Below are 26072 nucleotides of genomic sequence, written 5' to 3'. Positions count from 1 at the left end.
CAATGCCCGACGGCGGTCGGTCCACTGCGGTGGGCCGGCCGCCGTCGGGCCTGCGCGAGCCGCACAAGGGACCATGCGTGATTTACGCCGAAACTGTGGGCACCGCGGGCACGTCTGATGTTAAGGTGGGCTGAGGATGGGAGATGGGGGATCTTGACGTGAGCACACCGGGCGTTGCCGTAGTAATTGAGGATGACGACGATATCCGGGAGGTGGTCCACGCCATCCTTGAAGCATCGGGAATCGAGGTCCACGCGGCCGGGAACGGCATTGACGGCGTTGCCGCCGTCCAGCGCCACAATCCGGACGTCATTACCCTGGACCTGGGCCTGCCTGACATTGATGGGATTGAAGTCACCCGCCGGGTCCGGGAGTTCAGCGACGCCTACATCATCATGCTGACGGCCCGTGCGCGCGAGGTCGACACACTCCAAGGACTGGCCGTCGGTGCCGACGACTTCATCACCAAACCCTTCCGCCCCAGGGAGCTCCTGGCCCGGGTCGAGTCGCTCCTCCGACGCCCCCGCGGCAGCAAACTGTTGGGAAGCAATTCCAGCGGGATGCGGGCGGCGGAGCTGCCTCCGGCCGAAGGGTCGCCGGAGCCTGGGTTGCCGGCAGCGTTGCCCCAGGCAAGCAAACCCCAAGAATCCGAGACTCCCGCGTTGGAATACAACGGCCTCCACTTGGAGGTGGCCACTCGCACAACCCGGATCGGTCCAAACGAGGTGCAATTGACCCGCACCGAGTTCGACCTGCTCCAGGCGCTCATGGAGACCGGACGGGTCGTCCGGAGCACCACAGGGCTGGCCCGTTGGCTTCACGCCCGGGAGTACGAAACCGGGGGCTACGTCAGCGAGTCCGAAGAACGTGCCATCCAAGTCCACATCGGGAACCTGCGACGGAAACTTGGCGACTCCGCACAGAAACCACGTTGGGTGGAAACGGTGCGCGGCGTCGGATACCGTTTGGCGGCAAAGACTACGGAAAACCGAGCGGATACCTAGCTGCCCGTATCCAGCAGGAGCCGTACGGAGACGGTGGTTCCTACTCCGAGTTCGGATTCGACATCGAGCCTGCCGGCGTGGCGCTTCACGATGTCGTGGGCTATGGCGAGGCCGAGTCCGCTGCCGGGGATGGCTGCCGTAGAGGCGTTTGAGGCGCGGAAGAATCGCGTAAACACCCGGTCGACTTCGTTCGAGGGGATCCCGACGCCGGTGTCTTCCACGCGCACAACCACGCTGGGAACCGTCCCTGGACCGATGCTGATCCCGCTGCTCACGGCGACGTGGCCGCCGTGGGGGGTGAACTTGATGGCGTTGCTGATGATATTGGAAAAGACCTGCTCCAGTTTGGCCTCGTCACCCTGAACAATTACCGTTCCTGGCGCGTGCATCACGGTCAGCGATAGTGAACGGGAGTCCGCGAGGGGCTGCAATGCCGCGACGACGAGCTTGAGCACTGTGCCCACGTTCACCCGACTCAATTGGAGGTCGCCCGCCGTGTCCTGGTGGGAGACCGTGAGCATGTCTTCGATCAGCTGGCGGAGCCGCTCGGCATTGCGTGAAATGACGTCGACCATCCGGCCGACGCTTGGCGGAACCGCTCCGCCGGCGCCGCTGCGGATCATGTCCACGTAGGCGGCGATGGACGTCAGCGGGGTTCGAAGTTCGTGGTTGACGGTAGTGAGAAAGTCGGTCTTGGCTTGATCCAACTCGTGGAGTTTGAGCATGACCATCTGCTGGGCGCCGATCAGGTGGCTCTGCATGAGGGCGTAGGCCAGATTCCCCGAAACGTGCTGAATCAGTCCGATTTCAGCCCGGGTCCATTCCTGTGCGGTGTCTGGCCGGGCGATCCAGATGACGCCCAGGACGAGATGTCCCTCGCCGACCGGCACCACCACGGAACGTGACGACGGCGCCCCGCGCCCGCGCAGCGGCTGCACCTCGGCTTCGGCCCACAAGCGCGCCGCCAATTCGAACATCGTGCTTTCGTCGCTGAGTTCGTCCGGCAGGACCCCATTTGCTGCGCCCGGGGCGTTCCACTCGGCGCTGACCTGCGTCACGCGCGCATCCTGGAAGGTGGTGAACCAGACGTGGTCCGCGCCCAGTGCCCCTCCGATTCCTTCGACCAGGTGCAGGGCAATCTGTCCGGGGTCAATGGTCGACCGGATGGCCGCGGACACCTTCCGCAGGCTCTCCCGCAGCGACTCGGCTTTCGCGCGGCGGCTGGTCCGTTCGGTGGCGCGGTGAGTCAGTACCAATGCCCGGTGGGCCCGGATCTCCGGGGCCTGGCCGTGGTACACGAAATCCGCAATTCGCCAGGCCTCCAGGGCGGCAACGTCAAGCTCGTCCGCGGGATCCAGCATCAGCAGGACAGGGGAGCCGTTTGTGGGACGGAACCCGCGGAGGTCATTGTCCAACACCACCACGTCGCTTGGCCCGTGTTCCAGCGCGTCAGCGAGCGAATCGGCGTCACAGGCTGAACGGACCGAGAACCCCGCAGAGGTCAGCGCCGCAACTGTCTCAGCCAAACGGGCCGTGTCAGGGTCGGCCACCAAGGCGCGTTTCGGCTCCGATGCATCGTTCTTCAGGCGACTCACCACTGCACTCCTGCCGTCCGGTTCGGCCCTGAGTAAGGCCCTCCATGGAGAACCCTACTTGAGCCCTGCCCCCGGACGCGGAACAACGGCCCCTTCCGCCCCGGTATTGGGGTTCAGCGACCACCGATTTGGCTCAGAGCGGCCGTTCCGTCAGCAGACGACTGTTCCCGTAAACGGTTGGCCCGTCCACACGTTGCCGGGAGATGCCGTATACAACCCGCGTATCTGGTACGTCCAGGTGCCCTTGGCTGCTGGGGATTTGACGTATATTCCATCGGGCGCTGAGAAGGTGGAACCGCCGGGGTTCGTCGCCGTGAACTCGTAGGATGTCGCGCGGGGGACTGTTCCGTAGCTAACCACAATGATGCTGAGGCTGCGTGCTATGCAGGTGGCCGCAACACTTGCGCCGGTCGGGGCAGGCAGCGTCATGCTCCCTACGCTGGTTGAGCCGGTAGCCGTCCTGGTGAACGCAGCCTGGGCGATGCCGGGGGCAAAGATCAGCACCGCCGCAGCAGCCAGGGCCGCGACGACGTGCCCCATGGCGGGAGTCTTGGCGGCATCGGCGGTGCTTTGGCTTCTACGCAAGGTCAGCGGCTTTCGACGCGGCGGGCTGTTTGGCCGCCGAGTGCCTTTTCCAGCTGCGGACGGTGCCGGCGTACGTCTTGCGCGGCTTCGGCTGCAGCGGTGTGATCGACCATGACCAAGGCACGTTCCAGGCGGGCGCAGTGCTGCTCCATCCGGAGTGCCCCGACCATCGAGGAACTGGTCTTCAGGCTGAGCACCGCGTCCATGGCCAGGTTACTGTTCCCGGCGCTCAGAGCGTGGCTGATCCGGTCCACCCGCTGCGGCAGCAGCCTGGTGTAAGAGGCAGCGAAGTTCCTGGCGGCGTCCTTGCTGTTCATTTCCCTTGCCAATCGCCTGAGGGGGCGGCGGTCGAGGGCTGGCAGGGGGCGTTCCGCCAGGTCGGCGTCCGCAGCGGCGTCGTCGTCTTCTTCTGGCTTCTTCCGCCAGATGGACACGAGGAGCATGACCACCAGGACCGCGGGAGCACCGTACATCAGGGTGTTCAGGACCAGGGGATCCCGGAAGGCCCGGATCGCATTGCCGAGGTAGGGAACGGCGAAGGCCTCACGGTCAACGTGGCCCGCCGCCAAGGTTGCGGTCCATGGGTCGGCGCCGTTGTTGGCGTCGCCCTTGGTGCGAACGGTTGCGGTGCCCTGGTTGTTGACGGCGAGATCAATGATCCGGTGTGTCTCGACACGTTGGTCGTCCACCGGAATGTGGTAAGTGATGATGTCCCCGACCTTGAGGTCCTGGACCGGGACGGGAACGGTCACGACGACGTCGCCCGGATTGATCAGCGGCGACATCGAGCCGGTCAACATCGTGCTGGTCTGGTAGCCGAGGACGCGGGGTCCGATTGCGAGGAACAGGAACGCCGCAACAGCCACAACCATCACAGCGGTGGTGATCAGCCGTACGAAGGCCTGGACCACCCGCGGGCCAATGCCGCGCTTTGTGTCCGCGCCCGGAGCCGCCGCAGTGGTTGCGGTCCGGTCGACCCGCCGCGTGGTGCGGAGTGGGGATGCGGTCATGGCTCGGTCTCCGTTCCGGAAGGTGGCCCGCCGCCGCCGCTTCCCAGGGAGCGACGGCGGCGAGGCGGTCCTATTGTTCGTCAGGCTTATTTGTTGGTGGCGGTGCGCTGGGTACCGGTGAAGTTGAAGCCAACCGTGCTGCTCTGCCCCTGGAGGGTGTTGTCAGCTGTTGACGGGAGCGTCATGGTGACCCGCAGGTTGTCGGTCTGGCCGGCGGCAACCGAGGTGACGTTGCTCAGGGAGAGGTTCGATCCGATGACGGGGCGTGAAGCCAGCACCGAGGTGGTGGTGCCCGAGCAGGTGTAGGTGTAGGCAGGGGAGGTGCCGGCCTCGGTCCACGGGACGGAGCAGTTGTCGATGGTCAACTGGAGGCCCATGGTGGCGTCGGTGTCCAGCTTGGAGGTGGGGAGTGCCGAGGTGGTCAGGGTGATCGAGGACAGGTCCTGGTTTCCAGCGGTGTTGCTCAGGGTGACCGCACGCTGCACGGTGTCACCGGGGACCAGGCCGGAGGCTGCGACGCTGAGGCGGTTCGCGGTGCCGGATGCGCCGAGGGCGATGCTCACAGTGCCGGAAGCGACGACGTTGCTGGCGGAAGTGCTGGAGGTGAAGGCACCGTACGTTCCCAGTCCGGCCACGCCGGCAGCCGTGCCGACCAGGGCCAGGGAGGCAATGACTTTACCGGTGGTGGTTTTCAGGTTGAGACCCATGATGACATCCGTTTCGTGAAGCCCGGCAGACCCGGGGTTTTGCTGTCCGATGGCTCTACTTTCCTCGGTGAGTTTTAGGAAGCCGCAAGGACCCCGCAAGGTTTGGCTCAAGATTGCTTAAAGATTGGATCAAGTGGTTTTCGAGTGGTGCGACGTGTGCATGGATCGCCCGGTAACTGCGTTGAGAGTCGCCGGGTTAGGCAGTGCTTGGCATGATGGAAGCGTGAACCCGGTCAATGACGCCTCTTCCCAGCACTCGGATTTCCAGCAGAGCAGCCCGCTGACGCGCTTCCGGCTGGCACCAAACCCCGGCCCGATGAGCCTGGACGGCACCAACTCCTACGTGATTGGCGTCCCGGGGTCCGGGCACGTCGCGGTGGTGGATCCCGGGCCCCTGGATGAGGGACACCTGGCAGCGCTGGCGGCCGCTGGCACCGTGGACCTCGTCCTGATAACGCACCGGCACGCCGACCACACCGAGGCCTCGGCCCGCTTCCACGAACTCACCGGCGCCCCCGTCCGGGCCGCGGCCCCGGAACACTGCCATGGCGGCGGACCGCTGCGGGACGGCGAGATGCTCCTGGCCGGCGGCGTGGAGATCCGCGTGCTCGCCACGCCCGGCCACACCTCGGACTCGCTGTGCTTCCACCTGCCCGGCGACGGCCCGGCCGGATCCGTGCTGACGGGGGACACCATCCTGGGCCGCGGCACCACGGTGCTGGATTACCCGGACGGGCGCCTCGGCGACTACCTGGGTAGCCTGGACCGCCTCGAAGCCCTGGGCGCCGCCACACTGCTGCCGGCCCACGGCCCGGTGCTGCCGGCCCTTGACGAGAAGTGCCGCGAGTACCGCGCCCACCGACAGGAGCGCCTGCAGCAGATCCGCGCGGCCTTGGCGGAGCTGGGCCAGGACGCCGGGATTCCGGCCGTCACCGACGCCGTCTATCCCGACGTTGCGCCCAATGTCCGCTGGGCGGCCGAGACGTCCGTGGCGGCGCAGCTGGACTACCTGCGGTCCTGAACAGCACGTGACGGCCCAGTGCGGACGACAGCGGGTCGGGCGGTAGGCTTGAACCCATGCGTATCGCCCGGTTTGTAGTTGATTCTGACCCCCTTTACGGCGTTGTTGAAGGCCAGCCCGGCAGTGAGGAAATCACTGTCATCAACGGCGACCCCTTCTTCAACGGCGTGGAACGTACCCACGTCAAGCACAAGCTCGAGGACGTCCGGCTCCTCGCGCCGATCATTCCCCGCAGCAAGGTGATCGGCGTGGGCCGCAACTTCGCCGAGCACGCCGCCGAGCTGGGCAACGAGGTCCCGCAGCAGCCGCTGCTGTTCCTGAAGCCGAACACCTCCGTGATCGGCCCCAACGATCCCATCGTGCTGCCGGAATTCTCCGAAGAGGTCTCCTATGAGGCCGAGCTGTGCGTCGTGATCGGCCGCATCTGCAAGGACGTGCCGGAAGAGCGCGTGGACGATGTCATCTTCGGCTACACCTGCGGCAACGACCTCACCGCCCGCGATGTCCAGAAGACCGACCTGCAGTGGGCCCGTGCCAAGGGCTTCGACACCTCGGCCCCGCTGGGCCCGTGGATCGAAACCGAGCTGGACACCGAGGACCTGGCCATCAAGGGCTGGCTCAACGGCGAACTGCGCCAGGACGGCAACACCAAGCAGATGATCCGCGGCGTCCGCGAGATCGTCTCCATCGTCTCTCAGGCCTTCACCCTGCTCCCGGGCGACGTCATCATGACCGGCACCCCGGCCGGCGTCGGTCTCGTCTCGGCCGGCGACCGCTACGAGATCGAGATCGAAGGCATCGGGCGCCTCTCCAACCCGGTGGTCCGCCGCTAGGCGGCCGCCGCCGCTGAACCCCAGCCACTGACAAGCGCCCGACGGCGGCACCCACCCGGGTGCCGCCGTCGGGCATTGCCGGGACGAACCCCCGCGAAACCCAACACCCCGCAGGCGGTAAAGTTGGAACCACTATGACTACTGCTTCCGCGTCGAACTCTGCCGACATCCCCGCCGTCAACGCCGAGACCCCCGTCCGCGTCCGGTTCTGCCCGTCACCCACCGGCACGCCCCACGTGGGCCTGATCCGCACCGCCCTCTTCAACTGGGCGTATGCACGGCACACCGGCGGCAAGATGATCTTCCGCATCGAGGACACCGACTCCGCCCGCGACAGCGAGGAAAGCTACCACCAGCTGCTGGACGCGCTGAAGTGGCTCGGCATCAACTGGGACGAGGGCGTCGAGGTGGGTGGCCCGCACGAGCCCTACCGCCAGTCCCAGCGCAGTGACATCTACCAGGACGTCATCGCCAAGCTCAAGGCCGGCGGACACGTCTACGAGTCCTACTCCACGCCGGATGAAATCGAAGCCCGCCACAGGGCCGCTGGCCGCGACCCCAAGCTGGGCTACGACGGCTTCGACCGCCACATCACGGAGGAGCAGCTCGCCCAGTACAAGGCCGAGGGCCGTGAGGCCGTGCTCCGCCTGCGCATGCCGGACGAGGACCTCACGTTCAACGACCTGGTCCGCGGCGAGATCACCTTCAAGGCCGGTTCCGTACCGGACTTCGCCGTGGTCCGGGCCAACGGTGCACCCCTTTACACCCTGGTCAATCCGGTGGACGACGCCCTCATGGGCATCACCCACGTGCTCCGCGGCGAGGACCTGCTGAGCTCCACCCCGCGCCAGATCGCCCTTTACCGCGCCCTGTACGCCATCGGCGTGGCCGAGTACATGCCGGAGTTCGGCCACCTTCCCTACGTCATGGGGCAGGGCAACAAGAAGCTCTCCAAGCGGGACCCCGAGTCGAGCCTGTTCCTGCACCGCGAACGCGGCTTCATCCCCGAGGGCCTGCTCAACTACCTCTCCCTGCTGGGCTGGTCCCTGAGCGCCGACGAGGACATCTTCACCGTGGAGCAACTCGTGGCCAACTTCGACATCCACGATGTCCTGGCCAACCCGGCACGCTTCGACATCAAGAAGGCCGAGGCCATCAACGGCACGCACGTGCGCCTGCTCAGCCCGGGAGACTTCCGCGAACGGCTCGTCCCGTACCTGCGCGCCGCCGGTTTCGTGGGCGAGATCCTCACGGACCGCCAGGAAGAGATCCTTATCGAGGCCGCGCCGCTGGTCCAGGAGCGCATCATCCTGCTGGGCGAGGCCCCTGAGATGCTCGCCTTCCTGTTCAAGGCGGACGACGCGATCGACGTCGCGGACGACGCCCGCAAGGGCCTGCCGGAGAACCTGGGCGAAGTGCTCGACGCCGCCCTGGCGGCCCTGGAGCCCGTTGAGGACTGGAACGCGGAGAACATCCAGACTGCACTGAAGCAGGCGCTGGTGGAGGACCTCGGCATCAAGCCGCGGCTTGCCTTCGGCCCGGTGCGCACAGGCATCTCCGGACGCCGCATCTCGCCGCCGCTGTTCGAATCGATGGTCATCCTGGGCAAGGACTCGTCCCTCGCCCGTCTCCGCGCGTTCCGCGGCTAAGCACCCAAGGCGCAGCCACCATGGCAATTGACGGTTCCTTCGGCCCCATCCGGGGTGTCCTCTTCGACATCGACGACACCCTGGTGGACCTTGAGTTTTCCATGACCACGGCGCTGCGCGACGTCAGCGAACATCTCCTGCCCGGCCTCGATCCGGCCGGGTGGGAGAAGTTCGGGCGCATCTTCACCCACGAAACCACGCACTACTACGACCGCTACCTGGCCGGAGAACTGACGTTCAACGAGCAGAGGCTGCTGCGCGGGCGCGCGGCCCTGGGCCACTTCGGAGTGGACCTGGGCGAAGGCGAACTGTCGCATCTCTGGCTCAGCGAGTATTCCCGCCTGCAGCCCAGCTACGTCCGGGCCTTCGACGACGTGGCTCCGGTGCTGGATGCCCTGGACGCCGCAGGCATCCCCTACGGCGCCGTCAGCAACAACGTCCACGACTACCAGCGGGCCAAGCTGGACAGCGCCGGGCTCTCCCGCATCACCGTCCTGGTGGGCACCGACACCGTGGGGGTGCCCAAGCCGGATCCCGCCATCTATCTGGAGGGCGTCCGCCGCCTGGGCACCGCACCAGGTGACACTCTCTACATCGGTGACAACCGCCTGCTCGACGCCGACGGCGCCACCGCGGCAGGCCTACTGGGCGTCTGGCTCAACCGCACCGGCGAGACCGCCGAGGGCTTTGCAGGCCGCGAAGTCGACTCCCTGGCGCGGTTGCTCGCCGCCTAGCTTCCGGGGCCTGGCTTCCAGGCTTGGCCCGCTTTACGGCGCGCCCAACGCCAAGCGCCGCTTGCGCAGGAACACGAACGCGCCCACGGATCCCGCACCGAGTACCCCCACGAGTCCCACTGCCGTTCCGGCGTCGGACTTTTCCGCCATGCTCGACGGCGATACTGCCGCCGCGCCGTTGTGCAGCTCTTCGGTGCCGGCCGCGATCCTGGCGTTGCCATCGGCGAGCTTGTCCGCGCCGCCGGCCAGTTCGCCGGAGCCTGACGCGAGCTTGGCCGTGCCATCGGACAGCTGTGCCGCCCCTGCCGCCACCGCCTTGGATCCGTCCAGCAGGCCGGGGGAGGCGGGGTCGGACGGGCTCCCCTTGATGCCGGCATTGAGGGACAAGGTACCCTCGGCCAGGCGCGCAGAACCGTCGCTCATCCGGGCGGTCGCCGCCAGCAGGCCCGGGCGTTCCGGATCGCCGGGTACGCCGTCCATGCCCGTGCGGATCTTCGCGGTGCCTTCGGCGAGCAGCTGCGTCCCCAGCACCACACCCGGCGCGGCGGGATCCTGGCTGTTCAGCTTCTGCGACAGGGTCTGGAAGCCCTCCGTGAGCCGGCCTGTGCCATCCTGCAGCCGGGCGGTGCCGTCCCGGAGCTGGAGGCTGCCGTTCTGGAGTTCCGCGGCGCCGCCCTGCAGCTGCGCGGCCCCGGCGTCCAGCTTGGCGGCACCGGCCGACAGCAGGGCGATCTTGTCCTTCAGGAGGGCCAGCGGAGCCATGCCCTGGAGGGGATCATTGGCGGCTGCTTGCAACTGGGCGAGTGCCTGGGCCAGGGCCGCGGTACCTGTTCCCTTGCTCGGATCGTTCCCCGCGCCGGGGTAGCCCTTGAGCTGCAGCGTGCCTGCGGCCAGGCGGGTCGTCCCGTCGGCCAGGCGGCTCGCGCCTGCATTCAGCTGCACGGCGCCGCTCTTGAGCTGCCCGGCACCGTCGGCGAGGTTGTTCTCGGCGTTGCCCGCCGCCGTCGGCGTCAGGGCGGCAGAGAGCTGCACGGCGCCGGCAGCGAGCCGCTGGGCGCCGTCGTCTACCTTGTAGACGCCCGGTGCCAGTTTGGCGTTGACGTCGTTCTCGATCTTCAGGGCACCGCTCGCCAGGGTTTCGGCGCCGGCCTGGAGCTTGTCCGCGCCGGGTGCCAGTTTGCCCAGCACCCCCAGATGTACCTTTTCGGCACCGTCTGCGAGTTTCGCGGCGCCGCTGCCCGCCTGCGCGGCCCCGCCGGCCAGCCTGGCCGCTCCTTCCTTCAGCTGCCCCGCGCCGGCCGAGGCCTGGCCGGCGCCCTCCTTGAGCTGGGCAGAACCGGCGGTGATCTTCCCTGTCACCATCGTGTAGAAGCCCAGCAGGGCGATCAGCAGCAGGACCAGGACGGCAATGGCGATGACCTGGGCCCGGGTTCTTGTCCTCATGGCACTGGCACGGTTCTGTGTCACGGGTAATTCCTCTCGATGACTTCCCGACGGCGGCGCTGCCGGCGGTTGATCCCCCATGTGACGCAGCTAACAGCCGGAATTGGCTGCAGCTGTGCCGGTAAAGCGAATGAAAGTGGCTGGCTACCGATCGGTAACTTACCGAGAGTAAACTTATGAATCCTTGAAATGCAAGGGTTTTTGCCTGGCCGAAGGTCCCGGGGCTGGTTCGGAGGGTGCTTGGGGAGCCCGCTTGCGAGCCGATTTGTGCAGTCCCAAAGTGTCGGGTAGAGTAATTACTCGTGCTGAGGGGCACGGAGGGAAAAGCCAGGGCAAAGCCGAGGCGAGGAACTCCGGTCCGAAAGTCACTTTGGGATATGGTGTAATTGGCAACACAACGGTTTCTGGTACCGTCATTCTAGGTTCGAGTCCTGGTATCCCAGCTCTGAAATTCCGCGGAATTCCGCGGAAAATTCGGAAGTTTTGAATCGGTTCGCCGATTTGGAGCGAGGCTGAATATGTGAAACAATCATTCAGCCTGAATGCCGGAAACGGCAATCAAAAAGTGCAAGGCCCCATCGTATAGCGGCCTAGTACGCCGCCCTCTCACGGCGGTAACGCGGGTTCGAATCCCGCTGGGGTCACAGATGAATCCCCCGGAACCACTGGTTCCGGGGGATTTTCTTTTGCCCGGAATGCAAGGGTTGCAGGAATGCCACTTGCCTTCACCCTCGAAGCGGTAGCGGGCTGGCATGATGATGCTGTGACCGCAAACGAACAGCCGCCGGCTGCAGACAGCCAGCCGGGACGGGGACCGGCCGCCGCCGTCGGGCTCCTTGAGGCCACCCGCGGGGCATTGGCAACAGCTTCCTTGCCGCTGGCACTTCCCGAGGCCGAGGAGGCACGGCGCCGGATCCGTGAATCGCTCGCCCAACTGGATGACTACATCCTTCCGCGGTACCGGAACCTGGACGCCCCTCTGCTGGCCGTCGTCGGCGGTTCCACCGGGGCTGGAAAGTCCACGCTCGTCAACGCGCTCGTGGGGCACCCGGTGACCCGGGCCGGGGCCATCAGGCCCACCACCCGGCAACCCATCCTGCTGCACAACCCCGCCGACGCCGCATGGTTCCAGGACCAGCGGATCCTGCCGAGCCTCAGCCGCATCCAGGGGACCGTCACGGCCGCCCCCGTGCCTGCGAACCAGGCAGGCGCGACTCCCGACGCCGCCGCCACCACCTCGCTGGTCCTGGTGGGGCACGAGGGCGTTCCCGGCGGCATCGCCCTGCTGGACGCCCCCGACGTCGACTCCATCTCGGACGACAACCGCCGCCTGGCCGGGCAGCTCCTGGCCGCCGCTGACCTCTGGATCTTCGTCACCACTGCAAACCGCTACGCCGACGCTGTCCCGTGGAAGCTGCTGCTCGACGCAGCCTCCCGCGACATCACCGTGGCCGTGGTGCTGGACCGTGTGCCGCCCGCCGCGGAACAGGAGGTCGCGGCCGACCTCGCGGCGATGCTCGGGCGCGAGGGGCTGGGAGGCGCCCGGCTCTTCACCGTCCTCGAGGCGGCCCTGGACGAGTTCGGCATGCTGCCCGTAGCCGCCGTCGCACCGCTAAGCCTCTGGCTCAAGGAACTGGCCGCCGATGCCGCCGGACGGGCCCAGCTCGCCCGGCGCACGCTCAACGGCGCCGTGAAGGCCCTGAGCGGCCATGTGGAGGCCGCATCGCAGGCCGCGAGGGCCCAGGGCCAAGCCTCGGGCCAGCTGCGCGCCGCCGTCCACGAGGAATACCAGCAGGCCCTCGAACGCATCGTGGCTGCCACCCAGGACGGTGCGCTGCTGCGCGGCGAAGTCCTGGCGCGCTGGCAGGACTTCGTGGGTACCGGCGAATTCTTCCGGGCGCTCGAACAGAACATCGGCCGCCTGCGCGACAGGGTCGGGGCCTTCTTCCGCGGCGAGCCGACGCCGGCCGTCAAGGTCGAGACCGCCATCGAGACAGGACTGCAGGCGGTGATCCTCGACGAGGCAGCCAACGCCGCCGAGGACGTGGACCGGCGCTGGCGCTCGGACCTGGCCGGCCGCCAACTGCTCGGCAGCGACGACCTCTCCGGCACCAGCCCCGGATTCGAGCAAAGGGCCGCTGCGGCCATCCGCGGATGGCAGGAAGGGCTCATGAACATGATCCGGATCCAGGGCCAGGGAAAGCGCAGCCAGGCCCGCTGGATGTCGTTCGGCGTCAACGGGCTGGGCGCAGCACTGATGATCGTGGTCTTTTCGATGACGGCGGGACTCACCGGCCTGGAGATAGGCATCGCAGGCGGCACCGCCGTCGTCGGCCAGAAACTGCTGGAAGCCGTCTTCGGCGAAGAGGCCGTGCGCAAACTCGCCCGGCAAGCCAGGGAGGACCTCCAAACCCAGTGCCGCAGCCTGCTGGAGGCCGAGAAGGCAAGGTTCCTGTCCCGGCTCAGCGATGACGCCGCCGGGTCCGCGGAGACCCTCGCCCGCAACGCACTGGCTCTCCGGCGGCTGGCGGAATCCGCATGAGCCGCCACAGCCAGGTCAAGGAGGCCTCCGCGCTGCAGGCCCGCCTCGAGGCGCTGAACACGGCCCGGGAACTCGCAGAAGGCATCCTGCCGGAGACCACGCTCGACTCGGTGTACGGGGTCCTGGAGCGGGCCAGCTCCCGGCGTTCCCTGTCCGCCGGGCACACCGTGGTGGGATTCTTTGGCGCCACGGGCAGTGGCAAGTCCTCGCTGTTCAACGCGGTCGCGGTCACCAACATCGCCACCGCTGCCGCCCGCCGGCCCACCACGTCCGAGCCCCTTGCCGGCATCTGGGGATCCGAAGGCAGCGGGCCCCTGTTGGACTGGCTCGAGGTGCGGCAGCGGCATGCCCTCGGCGAGGTGCCCGGCCTCGCCGCCGAGGACACCGGCCTGATCCTGCTGGACCTGCCCGACTTCGATTCCACGCGCGCCGAAAACCGGCAGATCGTCCAGCGCATGGTGGGAATGGTGGACGTCCTGGTCTGGGTCCTGGACCCGCAGAAGTACGCCGACGCCGCCGTCCACAACGACTTCCTCCGGCCCCTGGCCTCCCACGGGGCCGTGACGCTGGTGGTGCTGAACCAGATCGACAAACTCGCCGCGGGCGACACCGCGGCCGTCCTGGAATCGCTGCGCGGCATCCTTGCCCGCGACGGCCTGGGGCAGGTTCAGGTACTGGGCGCCTCCGCCCTGGAAGGCACCGGCGTCGATGCCGTGCGGGCGGCCATCCGCCGCGTGGTGGTGCAGCGCGAAGCCGTCACCCAGCGCCTGGCCGCCGACGTGGCCAAAGCCGCGGAGGAACTCGGCAGTGCCTCGGGCGAGGGCGCCGCCAGCGGCGCCGGCTCCGCAGCGAAGGCGCGGCTCACCAAGGAACTCGCGACGGCGGCCAACGTCCACGTGGTGGTCGAGGCCGTGGGGCGCTCCTACAAGCGGGAGTCCGTGCGCCGCACGGGGTGGCCTTTGACGCGCTGGCTGCTGCGCTTCCGGCCGGATCCGCTGCGCCGCCTGAACCTCGGCCGGGACGACACGAAAGCCGAACTCAACCGGACTTCATTGCCGCCGGCCGGAGCCCCCGAGCGTGCCCGGACGGATGCCGCCGTTCGCGACTTTGCCGACTCGGCCTCGCAGGGCGCCCCGGGCCCCTGGCGGGCCAGCATCCGCGGCGTCGCCCGGGATGGCCGTGACCAGTTGCCCGACGCCCTGGATCAGGCCATCGCCGGAACGGACCTCAGGGCAAGCAGGCGCTCGTGGTGGTGGCCGGTGTTCAACACCGCGCAGTGGCTCTCGCTGCTGTTGGCCTTGGGCGGCGTCGGCTGGCTCGGCGTCCTGGCCGTGCTGGGCTACCTGCAGATGCCAGTGCCGGAGGTGCCGCGCGTGGAGGGCTGGCCGGTGCCGACGCTCATGATCGCCGGGGGAGTGCTGCTGGGGATTGTCCTGGCCATCGTGGGGCGGCTGATTGCCGGCGCCGCGGCCAGGATGCGTGCGGCGCAGGCGGGGAAGCGGCTCAGGGCTGCCGTGGCCCGGGTTGCCGAGAGCCGGATCGTGGAGCCCGTGGAGCTGGAGATCAGCCGGCTGGCCTCGTTCAACGCCGCGCTGAAGGCGGCCCGGGCGAAGTAGCTGCCCGGGCGAAGTAGGTGCTCGGGCGAAGTAGGTGCTCAGAGCGCCGCGGCGGCGTCCCGGACCTTGATCATGGTGCGGAGGTTCCGCGTGGTGGTGCTGGCCTTGTAGCGGGTCTTGGAAGAGAGCTTGCTGAACGGGCTGTCCAGGGTTCCCCCGGCAGGGGCGAGCCACGCCGACGCCTCGGGGCCAAGCCGGACTTGCTCCACACCGCCTTCAGAAGCACTGCCAAGGGCCTCGCCGGCGTCGAACAGTTCATCCAGCATTGCGGTGTCCGAGGCGAGCGTGACGTAACTGTGGGTGGACTTGTCGTCCGCGGGGTAGGGGCAGGCGTCCACCAGCTCGGCCACGCGGGAACCGCTGAGCACCACCACCCAGGCGTCATAGCCGAAGGCATCGCGCAGGCACTTCTCGAACTGCGATTTCACGTCCGCGGCGGCAAGCTCGCTCCGCAGCACCACATTGCCGCTGGCCAGCAGCGTCTTGACGCCGGTGAACGGATACGCCTTCAGGGCGTCCTTGAGATCGGCCATCTTGATGTTGATCCCGCCCACGTTGATCCCGCGCAGGAATACGGCGTAGCTGTCCATGCGCCCACCCTACAACGGCTGCTCTTCACCCAACTGAGTAGCGCCAACTGTCGTTTTGACACTTCAATGCGACAGTTAGCGCTACCTAGATGGGGTGGGGGCCCGACGCTTAGTCGTTGTTCTTGCGGAGCGCTTCTGTCAGCACGCGGGCGGCGTTGCAGACTACTTCGGCGTGCAGCCGGCCCGGCTGGCGCGTCAGGCGCTCGATGGGACCGGAAATCGAGACGGCGGCAATCACGCGGCCGGACGGACCGCGCACCGGTGCCGAAACGGAAGCGACCCCTGGCTCGCGCTCGCCGAGGCTCTGGCCCCAGCCCCGGCGTCGTACTCCTGCCAGCACGGTGGGTGTAAAGCGCGCGTTCTGCAGGCCGTCCAGGAGGCGGTCGTGGTCTTCCCAGGCGAGGAGGACCTGGGCGGCGGAGCCGGCCTTCATGGACAGCTGGGTGCCCACCGGGATGGTGTCGCGCAGGCCGATGGGGCGTTCGGCCGAGGCGACGCACACGCGCCAGTCGCCCTGGCGGCGGAAGATCTGGGCGCTCTCGCCGGTGGCGTCGCGCAGCTGGATGAGCACGGGGCCTGCCGAGGCGATGAGGCGGTCCTCGCCGGCGGCCGAGGCCAACTCCACCAGGCGGCTGCCCAGAACGAAGCGGCCCTGGATGTCGCGGCTGACCAGGCGGTGGTGGACCAAGGCCAGGGCAAGCCTGTGCACGGTGGGCCGGGCGAGGCCCGTGGCTGCCACCAGCTGTGCCAGGGTGGTTGGCCCGGCTTCGAGTGCATCGAGCACCTGGGCCGCTTTATCGATGACGCCGACTCCACTAGAATTGTCCATGTAATGATATTGCCGTCTCAATATCTGAGATGCAAGTTGTTTCGCTGGCCTATTCCACGGCCGTGCTGGTTCAGTGGAGGCAGAACATCCAACCGCAGTGAAGGGAGCAGGCCGTGGGAAAGACACTGGCCGAGAAAGTCTGGGACGCACACGTGGTGCGCAAGGGTGAAGGCGAAGGAGCCAATGCCCAGCCCGACCTTCTCTTCATCGACCTGCACCTCGTCCACGAGGTGACGTCCCCGCAGGCATTCGAGGGCCTGCGCCTGGCCGGCCGCCAGCTGCGCCGGCCGGACCTCACCATCGCCACCGAGGACCACAACACCCCCACGCTGGAGATCGACAAGCCGATCGCGGACCTCACCAGCCGCACCCAGATCGAGACCCTGCGCAACAACTGCAAGGAGTTCGGCGTCCGCCTGCACTCCCTGGGCGACGCCGAGCAGGGCATCGTGCACGTCGTCGGCCCGCAGCTGGGCCTGACCCAGCCCGGCATGACCGTGGTCTGCGGCGACTCCCACACCTCCACCCACGGCGCCTTCGGTGCCCTGGCGATGGGCATCGGCACGTCCGAGGTGGAGCACGTCATGGCCACCCAGACGCTCTCGCTCAAGCCCTTCAAGACCATGGCCATCAACGTCGAAGGCACGCTGCGTCCCGGCGTGACCGCCAAGGACATTATCCTGGCCGTCATCGCCAAGATCGGCACGGGCGGCGGCCAGGGCTATGTCCTGGAATACCGCGGCTCGGCCATCCGCGCGCTGTCCATGGACGCCCGCATGACCATCTGCAACATGTCCATCGAGGCAGGCGCGCGCGCCGGCCTGGTGGCCCCGGACCAGACCACGTACGACTACATGTACGGCCGCCCCCACGCTCCGGAAGGCGCCGACTGGGACGCCGCCGTCGAGTACTGGAACACCCTGCACACCGACGCCGACGCCACCTTCGACTTCGAAGTCGACCTCGACGCGGACACCCTGGAGCCGTTCGTCACCTGGGGCACCAACCCGGGCCAGGGCGTTTCCCTGTCCGCCAAGGTTCCCTCCCCGGAGGACTTCGGCGACGAGAACGCCAAGGCGGCCGCCGAGCGCGCCCTGCAGTACATGGGCCTCGAAGCGGGCACGCCCATGAAGGACATCCGCGTGGACACGGTCTTCCTGGGCTCATGCACCAACTCCCGCATGGAGGACCTCCGCGCCGCGGCGGACATCGTCCGCGGCCGCACCAAGGACCCCAACATCCGCATGCTGGTGGTACCCGGCTCGGCCCGCGTCCGCCTGGAAGCGGAGGCCGAGGGCCTGGACAAGGTCTTCAAGGACTTCGGCGCCGAGTGGCGCTTCGCCGGCTGCTCCATGTGCCTGGGCATGAACCCTGACCAGTTGGACGTGGGGGAGCGCTGCGCCTCCACCTCGAACCGCAACTTTGAAGGCCGTCAGGGCAAGGGTGGCCGTACGCACCTGGTCTCACCCGTCGTCGCTGCTGCCACTGCCGTCCGCGGCACGCTCAGCTCGCCGTCGGACCTGGACCCCGCCCCCGCCGCCACCCTGACCGACGCCGCCTAGGAGGATCCCATGGAAAAATTCACCACCCACACCGGAATTGGCGTCCCGCTGCGCCAGAGCAACGTGGACACGGACCAGATCATCCCGGCCGTCTACCTCAAGCGAATCACCCGCACGGGCTTCGAAGACGCCCTGTTCGCTGCCTGGCGCAAGGACGAAACCTTCATCCTGAACCAGGAACCGTTCAAGTCCGGCTCCGTGCTGGTGGCCGGCCCTGATTTCGGCACCGGCTCCTCGCGTGAACACGCAGTCTGGGCACTGAAGGACTACGGCTTCAAGACCGTGCTGTCCTCCCGCTTCGCGGACATTTTCCGCGGCAACTCCGGCAAGCAGGGCCTCCTCGCCGCCGAGGTAGCCCAGGACGACATCGAGCTCATCTGGAAGGTCCTGGAGAATGCTCCGGGCACCGAAGTCAAGGTTGACCTGGTCTCCAAGACGGTCGAATGCGGCAACGTGGTGGCGCCCTTCGAGATCGACGACTACACCCGCTGGCGCCTCCTGGAAGGCCTGGACGACATCGGGCTGACCCTGCAGCACGAGGAAGACATCACCGCCTACGAGGCTACGCGCCCTTCGTTCAAGCCGCTGACGCTCCCCGCGAAGACCCAGAGCTAGGGCCGCCTTCAGGGCTTGGCTTCAGAAGTGCACCCGGTAAGGAACATCGCCCCCGTTTGACGGGGTGCCCTGGTCCTCACTGGGTGCATTTTCGTTTCCGGGGCAGGTAGAGGCCGCGCCGGACCCGGACCAGTTCCTTGCGCCTGGCCTGCCTGGCTACGGTTCGGCCGCCATAGTCATCACCGGGGTCGCTGTGCGGCGCGATCCAGTCCGGGGCGGACAGTGCGGCTCGCGGTTCCTGGCCGGTCGTCTCGGCCCAACTTGATTCCGCCAAGCCCGGACCCGACGGGCCTGCATCCGAGCCCTTTGCGTCTGACCAGCTCGGCTCCCGCCAGCCTGAATCCGACCATCGCGGATCGGACCAGCCAAGGGACGTCGTGTCTGCAGTCATAGGTCCACGGTCGGCCCGCAGAGCCCGGCCGCGCCAGCCCGCCGTCGTCGTATGTTGATAACGGGGCCCTGCGGCCGGTGCCCCGCGCGGAATCTGCACCCGCAAAGGAACCCGTCGCGCCCATTGCAACAGGTGCCGCGGTCCCCACCGAATGCAGATCTCGCAGGCCGCAACGCCACCCCTGCAGCCCCGTCATTTCGGATCAGTTCCGCGAGCTTCTATGCTTAGCTGGAGCCTTTGTAAGTATGGGGGGCGAGTATTCGTGAGGAAACCGGTATAGATGAGTAGTGTTCTGACAATCCGCGGTGGCGTCCCGTTGACCGGGCGCGTAACCGTTCGCGGTGCCAAGAACCTTGTACCAAAAGCAATGGTCGCGGCGCTGCTGGGCAGCGAGCCTTCCGTGCTGCGGAATGTGCCGGAAATCAAGGACGTGGAGGTTGTCACCAGCCTCCTGCAGCTCCACGGCGTGACCGTTGTGAAGGACCCCGCCACGGGAGACCTGACCCTGGACCCGAAGGATGCCAAGACGGCCTCCAGCACAGCCATCGACGCCCACGCCGGTGACTCCCGCATCCCCATCCTGCTCTGCGGCCCGCTCATCCACGCGATCGGCGAAGCCTTCATTCCGGACCTCGGCGGCTGCAAGATCGGCGACCGCCCCATCGATTACCACCTGAACGTGCTGCGCCAGTTCGGGGCCGTGGTGGAGAAGCGCCCCGGGGGCATCCACATTTCGGCCCCGCACGGCCTGCAGGGCGCCAAGATCTCGCTGCCGTACCCGTCCGTCGGGGCCACCGAGCAGGTCCTCTTGAGCGCCACGCGCGCCGAGGGCATCACGGAGCTCTCCGGTGCCGCCACGGAGCCGGAAATCATCGACCTCATCGCCGTGCTGCAGAAGATGGGCGCCATCATCAGCGTCCAGACGGACCGCACCATCAGGATCGAAGGCGTCAAGGACCTGGGCGGCTACGACCACCGTGCATTGTCCGACCGCAACGAGTCGGCGTCCTGGGCCTCCGCGGCGCTGGTGACCCGCGGCGACATCTTCGTCGAGGGTGCCTCGCAGCGCGACATGATGACCTTCCTGAACACCTACCGCAAGGTGGGCGGCGGCATGGACATCCGCGAGGACGGCATCCGCTTCTACCACCCCGGCGGCAAGCTGAGCCCGCTGGTCCTCGAGACCGATGTGCACCCCGGCTTCATGACCGACTGGCAGCAGCCCCTGGTGGTCGCCCTGACCCAGGCCGAAGGCGTCTCGATCGTGCACGAAACCGTGTACGAAAACCGCTTCGGCTTCACGGAGGCGCTGACCCGCATGGGCGCCAGCATCCAGGTCCACCGCGAGTGCCTCGGCAGCGTGCCGTGCCGCTTCGGTCAGCGGAACTTCCTGCACTCGGCCGTCATCTCCGGCCCCACCCCGCTGCACGGCACGGACATCGACATCCCTGACCTCCGCGGGGGCTTCAGCCACCTCATCGCAGCCCTCGCCGCCAACGGAACCTCACGCGTGACGGGCATCGACATCATCAACCGCGGCTACGAGCGCTTCACGGACAAACTGGCCGGCCTCGGCGCAGATTTCGACATCACCTCAGCCAAGTAAACGGGGGACCTCCTTGAAGGAATCGGCCAAGAGCCGTGCCATGTTCGCGCTGCTCGCAGGGCTCGCGCGTCCGCTGATGAACATCCTCATGGCCAAGAAATGGGAAGGCACTGACAAGCTTCCCGCCGGAGGCTTCATCGCGGCACCGAACCACTGCACCGAGATCGACCCCGTGGTGGTGGGGCACATGCTGTACAACATGAAGCGCCCGCCGCACTTCCTGGCCAAGGCGGGTCTGTTCAAGGCTCCCGTTGTGGGTGCCTTGCTGCGCGCCACCAACCAGATCCCGGTGGAACGCTCGACGGCGGGGGCGAACCGTTCGCTGCAGGCCGCCCAGAGCGTGGTGGACGCCGGAGGCGCCATCATCATCTACCCGGAGGGCACCCTCACCCGGGACCCGGATCTGTGGCCGATGAAGGGCCACACCGGTGCGGCACGCCTGGCCATCCAGACCGGGGCCCCGGTGGTCCCGATCGCGCACTGGGGCGCGCAGGAGGTCTTTCCCCGCTACGCCAAGCGCTTCCACATCTTCCCGCGCAAGACCTCGCGCATCCTGGTGGGGGAGCCCGTGGACCTGAGCGCCTTTGAGGGCAGGCCCATGGACCGGGCCACGCTGACGGAAGCGACGGATGTGATCATGGATGCCATCACCGCACTCCTGGCCACCTTGCGCGGCGAAGAACCCCCGGCTGAGCGCTGGGATCCCGCGGCCCACAAGCAGTCCAAGCACGGACGTTTCATGGAGAGGGGCGCCGCTAGCGCCGCTAGCGCCGCCGGCCCGGACGCGCCGGGCGGCGCACCCAAGGACGAAACCGACCCCGGTCAGGACGGCCCCAAATGACGGCCACACACAGCCAATCAGCCATTGCCGTGCTCGGTGCAGGGTCCTGGGGCACCACGTTCGCGAAGGTCCTCGCGGACGCCGCTGCCGCTGCCGGCAGTGAACGGAGCATCCGGATCTGGGGCCGCCGCGCCGAAGTGGTGGAGCAGATCAACACCAAGCACCGCAACGAGCAGTACCTCAAGGACACTGAGCTGCCGGACTGCATCACGGCCTCCACCGACGTCGCCGAGGTCCTGAACGGCGCGGGCATCGTCATCCTCGCCGTCCCGGCCCAGTCCCTTCGTGCCCAGCTGAGCGAATGGAAGCCGCTGCTGGCGCCCGGCGCCGTGGTGGTTTCCCTGATGAAGGGTCTCGAGCTCGGCACGGACGCACGCATGAGCGAAGTCATTGCCGAGGAATTCGACATCCCGGCGGATCGCGTCGCGGTGGTCTCCGGGCCCAACCTGGCGATGGAAATCGCCATGGAACAACCGACGGCGTCCGTGGTAGCCTGCAGCGACGAGGCCACCGCGGTGTCCATCGCCGTCTGCTGCACGGCCCCGTACTTCCGCCCGTACACCAGCACCGATGTGGTGGGCGTGGAAATCGGCGGCATCGTCAAGAACGTCATCGCCCTCGCCGTCGGAATCTGCGAAGGCAAGCAGATGGGCGACAACACCAAGGCCTCCGTCATCACGCGCGGCCTGGCCGAAACCTCGCGCCTGGCCCTGGCGCTGGGCGGCGAAGCGCACACCATGGCCGGCCTCGCGGGCCTGGGCGACCTCGTGGCAACCTGCTCCTCGCCGCTGTCCCGCAACCACACCGCGGGCCGGCTGCTGGGCGAAGGCCTCACCCTGGAGCAGGTCACGCAGCACATGACGCAGACCGCCGAAGGCATCAAGTCCGGCCACGCCGTCCATGAGCTGGCCGGCAAGCTGGGCGTCGAGATGCCCATTACGGCCGCCGTCGTGGCCGTCCTCGAAGGCAAAATGTCCGTTGATGACCTCGGGCCGCGTTTGCTGGCCCGGGCCCTGAAGTCCGAAGGCGATTACTGACCGTGACCGAAGAAACCACTCCCGACGCCGTCCGCCGCCCTCGTGTGGCCGTGCTGTTCGGCGGCCGCTCCAGTGAGCACGCCGTCAGCTGCGTGACCGCCGCCGGCGTCATGGGCGCCATCGACAAAAGCAAGTACGACGTCGTCCCCATCGGCATCGCGAAGTCCGGCCAGTGGGTGCTCGCCTCCGGCGACACCAGCCAGTGGTCACTAAGCTCTGCCTCACTGCCGGAGGTGGCGCCGTCGGGCAAGACCGTCACGCTCGCCGAAATCGGCGGCGCGCACCAGCTGATCGTCACGGAACCGAACGCGGTTCCGCAGGAACTCGGCTCGGTGGACGTCGTCTTTCCGCTCCTGCACGGCCCCTGGGGCGAGGACGGCACCATCCAGGGGCTCCTGGAGCTCTCGGACACGCGTTACGTGGGTGCCGGCGTGCTGGCCTCCGCCGTGGGCATGGACAAGCACTTCATGAAGGTGGTCTTCGAGGCCGCCGGGCTGGCCGTGGGGCCGTACATCGCCGTGACCGACCGTGAGTGGAGCAACGACGCCGAGGCCGTGCGCAAGCGCGTGGACCGGCTGGGCTTCCCGGTCTTCGTCAAGCCGGCGCGTGCGGGCTCGTCGATGGGCATCTCCAAGGTGGACTCCATGGCCGGCCTGGACGCCGCCATCGAAGAGGCCCGCCGGCACGACCTCAAACTGGTCATCGAGGCCGGGATTGTGGGCCGCGAGATCGAGTGCGCCGTGCTGGAAGGCCGTGGCACGGAAGCCCCGCGCACGTCCATGCCGGGCGAGATCGCCGTCGCGGCAGGCGAGCACGAGTTCTACGACTTCAACGCCAAGTACGTCGAGGACGGCGCCGCTGCCCTGAGCTGCCCGGCGGACATGCCGGAGGAGGCCATTGCCCGGGTCCGCGAGCTTGCCGCTCAGGCGTTCGACGCCGTCGGCGCCGAGGGCCTGAGCCGGGTGGACTTCTTCTACACGCCCGACGGCGAGCTCATCATCAATGAGATCAACACGATGCCCGGCTTCACGCCCAAGAGCATGTACCCGCAGATGTGGGCGGCGTCAGGCTTGCCCTACGCCAAGCTGATCGACGAACTGATCTACCTTGCGTTGAACCGGAAGACCGGCCTGCGCTGACGGCAGCCCTGTCGACAGCCCGACGGCGGTGGCCGTCGGGCGCTGTCCGGCAGGAGGCGATTCGGCTACTTGCTGCTCGGCAGCTTCTGGACGTCTCCCAGGCCCACGCAGTTTCTGGTGGCCTTGATCTTGCCCGCTGCTGCGGAGAGGTCGGCCAGCACCGTTGCCGAACTGATCTTGTCCACGTCCATCAGGATTTCAGTGGCCGGTTCGCGGCCGTAGGTGGTCAGTGTCCAGAACGGCTCGCCCTCCTTGATGACCCAGTCGACGTCATTGACGCTCACGCAGCGGTCCGTGGTGGGGCCGGGAACGTTGACGCCGCACCGCAGGATCACCTGCGAAGGGTCGCCCCAGGCCGCCGTTGCCTGGCTGTTGGTCTTCCGCCGGGCGGCGTCGCCGATCGAGTCGGGGAGTGCCACCATCATGGGAGCGCAGGCCGGATTCGCGGCGTCGCCGGCGGCGGCGACATCCACGGCCGGGGAGCAGCCGCTGAGAACCAGGAGCGATACGGCCGCGGCTGACACAGAACAAAGGGCGCGGATGTACACGGCGGATCTCATTTGTTGCATCCGTCCAGCCTATCGTGGAGTTCGGAAGCGGACTGGAAGGAAGAAACTTGGGCCGGGAACGCGAACGCGCTGGTGACGAATTCGAGGCACGGCCGGCAAGGGCAGGCCACGGACGGAGGTTCTTCCGGGGCGTAGTGGGCGGGCTGGCTGCCGTGCTGCTGGCAGGGGCCGCCGTCGTCGGCGTTTATCTTGCAGGCCTCGCCCACAGCTACGACACCAAGACGCAGAAGATCGAGAACGCCTTCCCTGAGCCTGCGGTCCGTCCTGCCAAGCCTGCGCTGCCCAACGGCGGCGCGGCCATGAACATCCTGGTCCTGGGCAGTGACGCCCGCCCGGCCGCCCTGGATGCGGCAGAGCAGGCCGGCGCCTCGGACCAGCGTTCGGATTCGATGATGCTGGTGCATGTGCCGGCGGACCGCCGCAACATCTACATCATGTCCATCATGCGCGATACCTGGGTGCAGATCCCCGGCCACGGCGAGGCCAAGATCAACGCTGCCATGGCCTACGGCGGCATCCCGCTGGTGGTCCAGACGGTTGAGGGAATCCTGGACGTGCCCGTGGACCATGTGGCGATCCTCGACTTCGAGGGCTTCAAATCGATGACCGACGCGTTGGGCGGCGTGGAGGTGGATGTTCCGATTGCCTTCTCGGCGACGGGCTTCGACTTCGCTGCCGGCACGCAGTTGCTCAGCGGTGACAAGGCCCTGGTGTTCGTGCGGGAGCGATATGCCTTTGCCGACGGCGACTACCAGCGGGTCAGGAACCAGCAGCTCTTCCTGAAAGCCGTCATGGGCAAACTCCTGACGGCTGAGACCCTTTCCAACCCGGCCAGGATCAGCACGATCGTCGACGGGGTGTCGCCGTTCCTTACCGTCGATAGATCCTTGGACTCGGTCGCAGTGGGCCGGCTCGTCATCGAACTACGCAACGTCCGCTCCGCTGACATGGAGAGCTTCACCCTCCCGAACAGCGGCACCGGGTGGTCGCTGGACGGACAGTCCATCGTGGTCCCGGACCAGGCCGCCATCGATGCCGTGGGCGCGGCATTGAAGGCCGACACCCTCGGCCAGTACCTGGCCGCCGCGGGCCAGGATGCTTGAATGTCGGCCCCAAGCGATAGCGTAGACGCGTGCCCGATGAACAGTTGACCGTCGCCGAACTCTCCGAGTCCCAGCTCCTTGCCCGCATCTTCCCGCGCCTGAACCACAGTCCCGGCATCCTGCTGGGCCCGGGGGACGATGCCGCGCTGGTCGCCGCCCCGGACGGCCGGACCCTGATTTCCATCGACACCCAGACCCAGGACCAGGACTTCCGCCTTGAGTGGAACAACGGCTACCGGACCACCGGATATGACGTCGGGTGGAAGTCCGCCGCGCAGAACCTCAGCGACATCAATGCCATGGGCGGCCGGGCCACGTCCCTGGTGGTCAGCCTGACCATGCCGCCGGGCACCCCGGTCGAATGGGTCGAAGGCTTCGCCGACGGCCTGACCGCCGGAATCATCGGGCTCGGGGCCGCCGACTGCTCCGTCGCAGGCGGAGACCTGGGACGCGGCCGCGAGATCGCGGTGACGGTCGCCGTCGTCGGGACCCTGGACGGCCGCCCACCGGTACTGCGCTCCGGCGCCCGGCCCGGGGACACGCTGGCCCTGGCGGGAACGGTCGGACGCGCAGCGGCAGGGCTTGCCCTGCTCGAGTCTTCCATCCCGGCAGGCTCGCTCACCACCGAACAGCGGCAGCTCATGGACAGCCAGTGCCGGCCGGTGCCGCCCCTCGCGGCCGGGCCCCTCGCCGCCCGAGCCGGCGCCACCGCCTTGATGGACGTTTCCGACGGCCTGATGCGCGACGGCGGCCGCCTCGCCGCCGCCAGCGGCGTGGTGCTCGACCTTGATCCCGCAGCGCTGAAACCCCTTGCCGAGGCGCTGAGTGCAGCCTCCGACGTCCTGGCAGCTGACCCCATGGCCTGGGTGCTCGGCGGGGGAGAGGACCACGGCCTCCTGGCCACGTTCCCAGCCGGAATTCAGCTGCCGGAGGGCTTCACTGCGATAGGCTCGGTTCAGGCCGTTGCCGATGACGGGCGCAGTGGCGTCACCATGGCGGGGCTGGCCGCAGACACCGTGGGATGGGATCACTTTGCAGACTAAGATCGCTG

The 26072-nt window shown here is 67.6% G+C and carries 23 protein-coding genes and 2 tRNA genes; 17 read left to right on the top strand and 8 right to left on the bottom strand.

The genetic code is table 11. The features are described from left to right. The first annotated feature begins 143 nt into the window (after positions 1 to 143). Entirely contained in the window at positions 144 to 1004 is an 861-nt protein-coding gene (locus NVV90_RS12880; RefSeq protein ID WP_258437677.1) for a response regulator transcription factor, read from the top strand. Here the strand turns inward: NVV90_RS12880 and NVV90_RS12875 are convergent. The 4 genes from NVV90_RS12875 to NVV90_RS12860 all read right to left on the bottom strand — a co-directional run bounded on the left by NVV90_RS12875 (position 1001) and on the right by NVV90_RS12860 (position 4901). Then, positions 1001 to 2599 carry an ATP-binding protein gene (locus tag NVV90_RS12875; protein WP_258437676.1) on the bottom strand — a complete coding sequence of 533 codons (1599 nt, stop codon included), beginning with the start codon at positions 2597 to 2599 and terminating at the stop codon, positions 1001 to 1003. The two genes, NVV90_RS12880 and NVV90_RS12875, sit on opposite strands and share 4 nt — an antisense overlap. A 150-nt stretch (positions 2600 to 2749) precedes the next feature. Beyond that, positions 2750 to 3184, bottom strand: a complete 435-nt coding sequence (locus tag NVV90_RS12870) for a hypothetical protein (RefSeq protein WP_258437675.1) — start codon at positions 3182 to 3184, stop codon at positions 2750 to 2752. A gap of 2 nt (positions 3185 to 3186) precedes the next feature. Beyond that, on the bottom strand, positions 3187 to 4194 hold the full coding sequence (locus tag NVV90_RS12865; protein WP_258437674.1) for a signal peptidase I: 1008 nt from the start codon (positions 4192 to 4194) through the stop codon (positions 3187 to 3189). Positions 4195 to 4280: 86 nt separating this feature from the next. Then, a complete protein-coding gene (locus tag NVV90_RS12860) occupies positions 4281 to 4901 on the bottom strand; it encodes a CalY family protein (RefSeq protein WP_258437673.1) in 621 nt (206 codons plus the stop codon). A gap of 223 nt (positions 4902 to 5124) precedes the next feature. On the opposite strand from NVV90_RS12860, the gene NVV90_RS12855 reads away from it, so the two are divergent. The 4 genes from NVV90_RS12855 to NVV90_RS12840 all read left to right on the top strand — a co-directional run bounded on the left by NVV90_RS12855 (position 5125) and on the right by NVV90_RS12840 (position 9138). After that, entirely contained in the window at positions 5125 to 5922 is a 798-nt protein-coding gene (locus tag NVV90_RS12855; protein ID WP_258437672.1) for an MBL fold metallo-hydrolase, read from the top strand. Positions 5923 to 5978: 56 nt separating this feature from the next. Further along, positions 5979 to 6755, top strand: coding sequence for a fumarylacetoacetate hydrolase family protein (locus tag NVV90_RS12850; protein ID WP_258437671.1), 777 nt, complete (start codon positions 5979 to 5981; stop codon positions 6753 to 6755). 134 nt (positions 6756 to 6889) lie between these two features. After that, a complete protein-coding gene (gene gltX / locus NVV90_RS12845; protein ID WP_258437670.1) occupies positions 6890 to 8404 on the top strand; it encodes a glutamate--tRNA ligase in 1515 nt (504 codons plus the stop codon). Positions 8405 to 8424: 20 nt separating this feature from the next. Next, positions 8425 to 9138, top strand: a complete 714-nt coding sequence (locus NVV90_RS12840; protein ID WP_258437669.1) for an HAD family hydrolase — start codon at positions 8425 to 8427, stop codon at positions 9136 to 9138. Between the two features lie 33 nt (positions 9139 to 9171). Here the strand turns inward: NVV90_RS12840 and NVV90_RS12835 are convergent, their stop codons facing one another. Continuing rightward, complete coding sequence (locus tag NVV90_RS12835) at positions 9172 to 10605, bottom strand: hypothetical protein (protein WP_258437668.1); 1434 nt, start codon at positions 10603 to 10605, stop codon at positions 9172 to 9174. A 347-nt stretch (positions 10606 to 10952) separates the two neighbouring features. On the opposite strand from NVV90_RS12835, the gene NVV90_RS12830 reads away from it, so the two are divergent. The 4 genes from NVV90_RS12830 (at position 10953) to NVV90_RS12815 (ending at position 14739) form a co-directional block, all read left to right on the top strand. Then, a tRNA-Gln gene (locus tag NVV90_RS12830) sits at positions 10953 to 11024 on the top strand. A gap of 128 nt (positions 11025 to 11152) precedes the next feature. Then, positions 11153 to 11225 (top strand) — tRNA-Glu (locus NVV90_RS12825). A gap of 119 nt (positions 11226 to 11344) precedes the next feature. Continuing rightward, positions 11345 to 13123 carry a dynamin family protein gene (locus NVV90_RS12820; RefSeq protein ID WP_258437667.1) on the top strand — a complete coding sequence of 593 codons (1779 nt, stop codon included), beginning with the start codon at positions 11345 to 11347 and terminating at the stop codon, positions 13121 to 13123. Beyond that, positions 13120 to 14739 (top strand): GTPase, encoded by a 1620-nt coding sequence (locus NVV90_RS12815; protein WP_258437666.1) that lies wholly within the window; start codon positions 13120 to 13122, stop codon positions 14737 to 14739. The genes NVV90_RS12820 and NVV90_RS12815 overlap by 4 nt, the downstream gene beginning before the upstream one ends. A gap of 38 nt (positions 14740 to 14777) precedes the next feature. Here the strand turns inward: NVV90_RS12815 and NVV90_RS12810 are convergent, their stop codons facing one another. Together NVV90_RS12810 and NVV90_RS12805 are read right to left on the bottom strand one after the other, a co-directional pair. Next, positions 14778 to 15329: a DUF1697 domain-containing protein gene (locus NVV90_RS12810; RefSeq protein ID WP_258437665.1), complete on the bottom strand. Its 552-nt coding sequence runs from the start codon at positions 15327 to 15329 to the stop codon at positions 14778 to 14780. Between the two features lie 109 nt (positions 15330 to 15438). Next, entirely contained in the window at positions 15439 to 16158 is a 720-nt protein-coding gene (locus tag NVV90_RS12805) for an IclR family transcriptional regulator (RefSeq protein WP_258437664.1), read from the bottom strand. Positions 16159 to 16271: 113 nt separating this feature from the next. On the opposite strand from NVV90_RS12805, the gene leuC reads away from it, so the two are divergent. The 6 genes from leuC to NVV90_RS12775 all read left to right on the top strand — a co-directional run bounded on the left by leuC (position 16272) and on the right by NVV90_RS12775 (position 23349). Then, positions 16272 to 17720, top strand: a complete 1449-nt coding sequence (gene leuC, locus NVV90_RS12800; RefSeq protein WP_258437663.1) for a 3-isopropylmalate dehydratase large subunit — start codon at positions 16272 to 16274, stop codon at positions 17718 to 17720. Positions 17721 to 17729: 9 nt separating this feature from the next. Further along, positions 17730 to 18335 (top strand): 3-isopropylmalate dehydratase small subunit, encoded by a 606-nt coding sequence (gene leuD, locus NVV90_RS12795; RefSeq protein ID WP_258437662.1) that lies wholly within the window; start codon positions 17730 to 17732, stop codon positions 18333 to 18335. A 671-nt stretch (positions 18336 to 19006) separates the two neighbouring features. After that, entirely contained in the window at positions 19007 to 20332 is a 1326-nt protein-coding gene (gene murA / locus NVV90_RS12790) for a UDP-N-acetylglucosamine 1-carboxyvinyltransferase (RefSeq protein ID WP_258437661.1), read from the top strand. Between the two features lie 13 nt (positions 20333 to 20345). Further along, positions 20346 to 21173, top strand: a complete 828-nt coding sequence (locus NVV90_RS12785) for a 1-acyl-sn-glycerol-3-phosphate acyltransferase (RefSeq protein ID WP_258437660.1) — start codon at positions 20346 to 20348, stop codon at positions 21171 to 21173. Continuing rightward, a complete protein-coding gene (locus NVV90_RS12780) occupies positions 21170 to 22210 on the top strand; it encodes an NAD(P)H-dependent glycerol-3-phosphate dehydrogenase (RefSeq protein WP_258437659.1) in 1041 nt (346 codons plus the stop codon). Before NVV90_RS12785 ends, NVV90_RS12780 begins: the two co-directional genes overlap by 4 nt. Before the next feature lie 2 nt (positions 22211 to 22212). Beyond that, positions 22213 to 23349: a D-alanine--D-alanine ligase family protein gene (locus tag NVV90_RS12775; protein ID WP_258437658.1), complete on the top strand. Its 1137-nt coding sequence runs from the start codon at positions 22213 to 22215 to the stop codon at positions 23347 to 23349. A gap of 65 nt (positions 23350 to 23414) precedes the next feature. On the opposite strand, the gene NVV90_RS12770 is transcribed toward NVV90_RS12775, so the two are convergent. After that, positions 23415 to 23909, bottom strand: a complete 495-nt coding sequence (locus NVV90_RS12770; protein ID WP_258441162.1) for a DUF3515 domain-containing protein — start codon at positions 23907 to 23909, stop codon at positions 23415 to 23417. A gap of 56 nt (positions 23910 to 23965) precedes the next feature. Here NVV90_RS12770 and NVV90_RS12765 point away from each other — a divergent pair, with 56 nt between their 5' ends. Both NVV90_RS12765 and thiL read left to right on the top strand, forming a co-directional pair. Then, positions 23966 to 25021 carry an LCP family protein gene (locus tag NVV90_RS12765; protein WP_258437657.1) on the top strand — a complete coding sequence of 352 codons (1056 nt, stop codon included), beginning with the start codon at positions 23966 to 23968 and terminating at the stop codon, positions 25019 to 25021. A gap of 29 nt (positions 25022 to 25050) precedes the next feature. Continuing rightward, complete coding sequence (gene thiL / locus NVV90_RS12760) at positions 25051 to 26064, top strand: thiamine-phosphate kinase (RefSeq protein ID WP_258437656.1); 1014 nt, start codon at positions 25051 to 25053, stop codon at positions 26062 to 26064. Positions 26065 to 26072 lie beyond the last annotated feature (8 nt).

The sequence above is a fragment of the Arthrobacter sp. CJ23 genome, assembly GCF_024741795.1.
Classification (GTDB): Bacteria; Actinomycetota; Actinomycetes; order Actinomycetales; family Micrococcaceae; genus Arthrobacter.
The sequence above is the reverse complement of the archived record's forward strand: the minus strand, read 5'-3'. Positions and strand labels throughout refer to the sequence as shown.

Excerpts from the sequence above, each read along its gene's own strand:
- murA (WP_258437661.1), top strand. The coding sequence starts at position 19,007 with ATGAGTAGTGTTCTGACAATCCGCGGTGGCGTCCCGTTGACCGGGCGC.
- NVV90_RS12860 (WP_258437673.1), bottom strand. The coding sequence starts at position 4,901 with ATGGGTCTCAACCTGAAAACCACCACCGGTAAAGTCATTGCCTCCCTG.
- leuD (WP_258437662.1), top strand. The coding sequence starts at position 17,730 with ATGGAAAAATTCACCACCCACACCGGAATTGGCGTCCCGCTGCGCCAG.
- NVV90_RS12880 (WP_258437677.1), top strand. The coding sequence starts at position 144 with ATGGGGGATCTTGACGTGAGCACACCGGGCGTTGCCGTAGTAATTGAG.
- NVV90_RS12770 (WP_258441162.1), bottom strand. The coding sequence starts at position 23,909 with ATGAGATCCGCCGTGTACATCCGCGCCCTTTGTTCTGTGTCAGCCGCG.
- NVV90_RS12780 (WP_258437659.1), top strand. The coding sequence starts at position 21,170 with ATGACGGCCACACACAGCCAATCAGCCATTGCCGTGCTCGGTGCAGGG.
- gltX (WP_258437670.1), top strand. The coding sequence starts at position 6,890 with ATGACTACTGCTTCCGCGTCGAACTCTGCCGACATCCCCGCCGTCAAC.
- NVV90_RS12865 (WP_258437674.1), bottom strand. The coding sequence starts at position 4,194 with ATGACCGCATCCCCACTCCGCACCACGCGGCGGGTCGACCGGACCGCA.
- NVV90_RS12840 (WP_258437669.1), top strand. The coding sequence starts at position 8,425 with ATGGCAATTGACGGTTCCTTCGGCCCCATCCGGGGTGTCCTCTTCGAC.
- NVV90_RS12815 (WP_258437666.1), top strand. The coding sequence starts at position 13,120 with ATGAGCCGCCACAGCCAGGTCAAGGAGGCCTCCGCGCTGCAGGCCCGC.
- NVV90_RS12810 (WP_258437665.1), bottom strand. The coding sequence starts at position 15,329 with ATGGACAGCTACGCCGTATTCCTGCGCGGGATCAACGTGGGCGGGATC.
- NVV90_RS12850 (WP_258437671.1), top strand. The coding sequence starts at position 5,979 with ATGCGTATCGCCCGGTTTGTAGTTGATTCTGACCCCCTTTACGGCGTT.
- NVV90_RS12805 (WP_258437664.1), bottom strand. The coding sequence starts at position 16,158 with ATGGACAATTCTAGTGGAGTCGGCGTCATCGATAAAGCGGCCCAGGTG.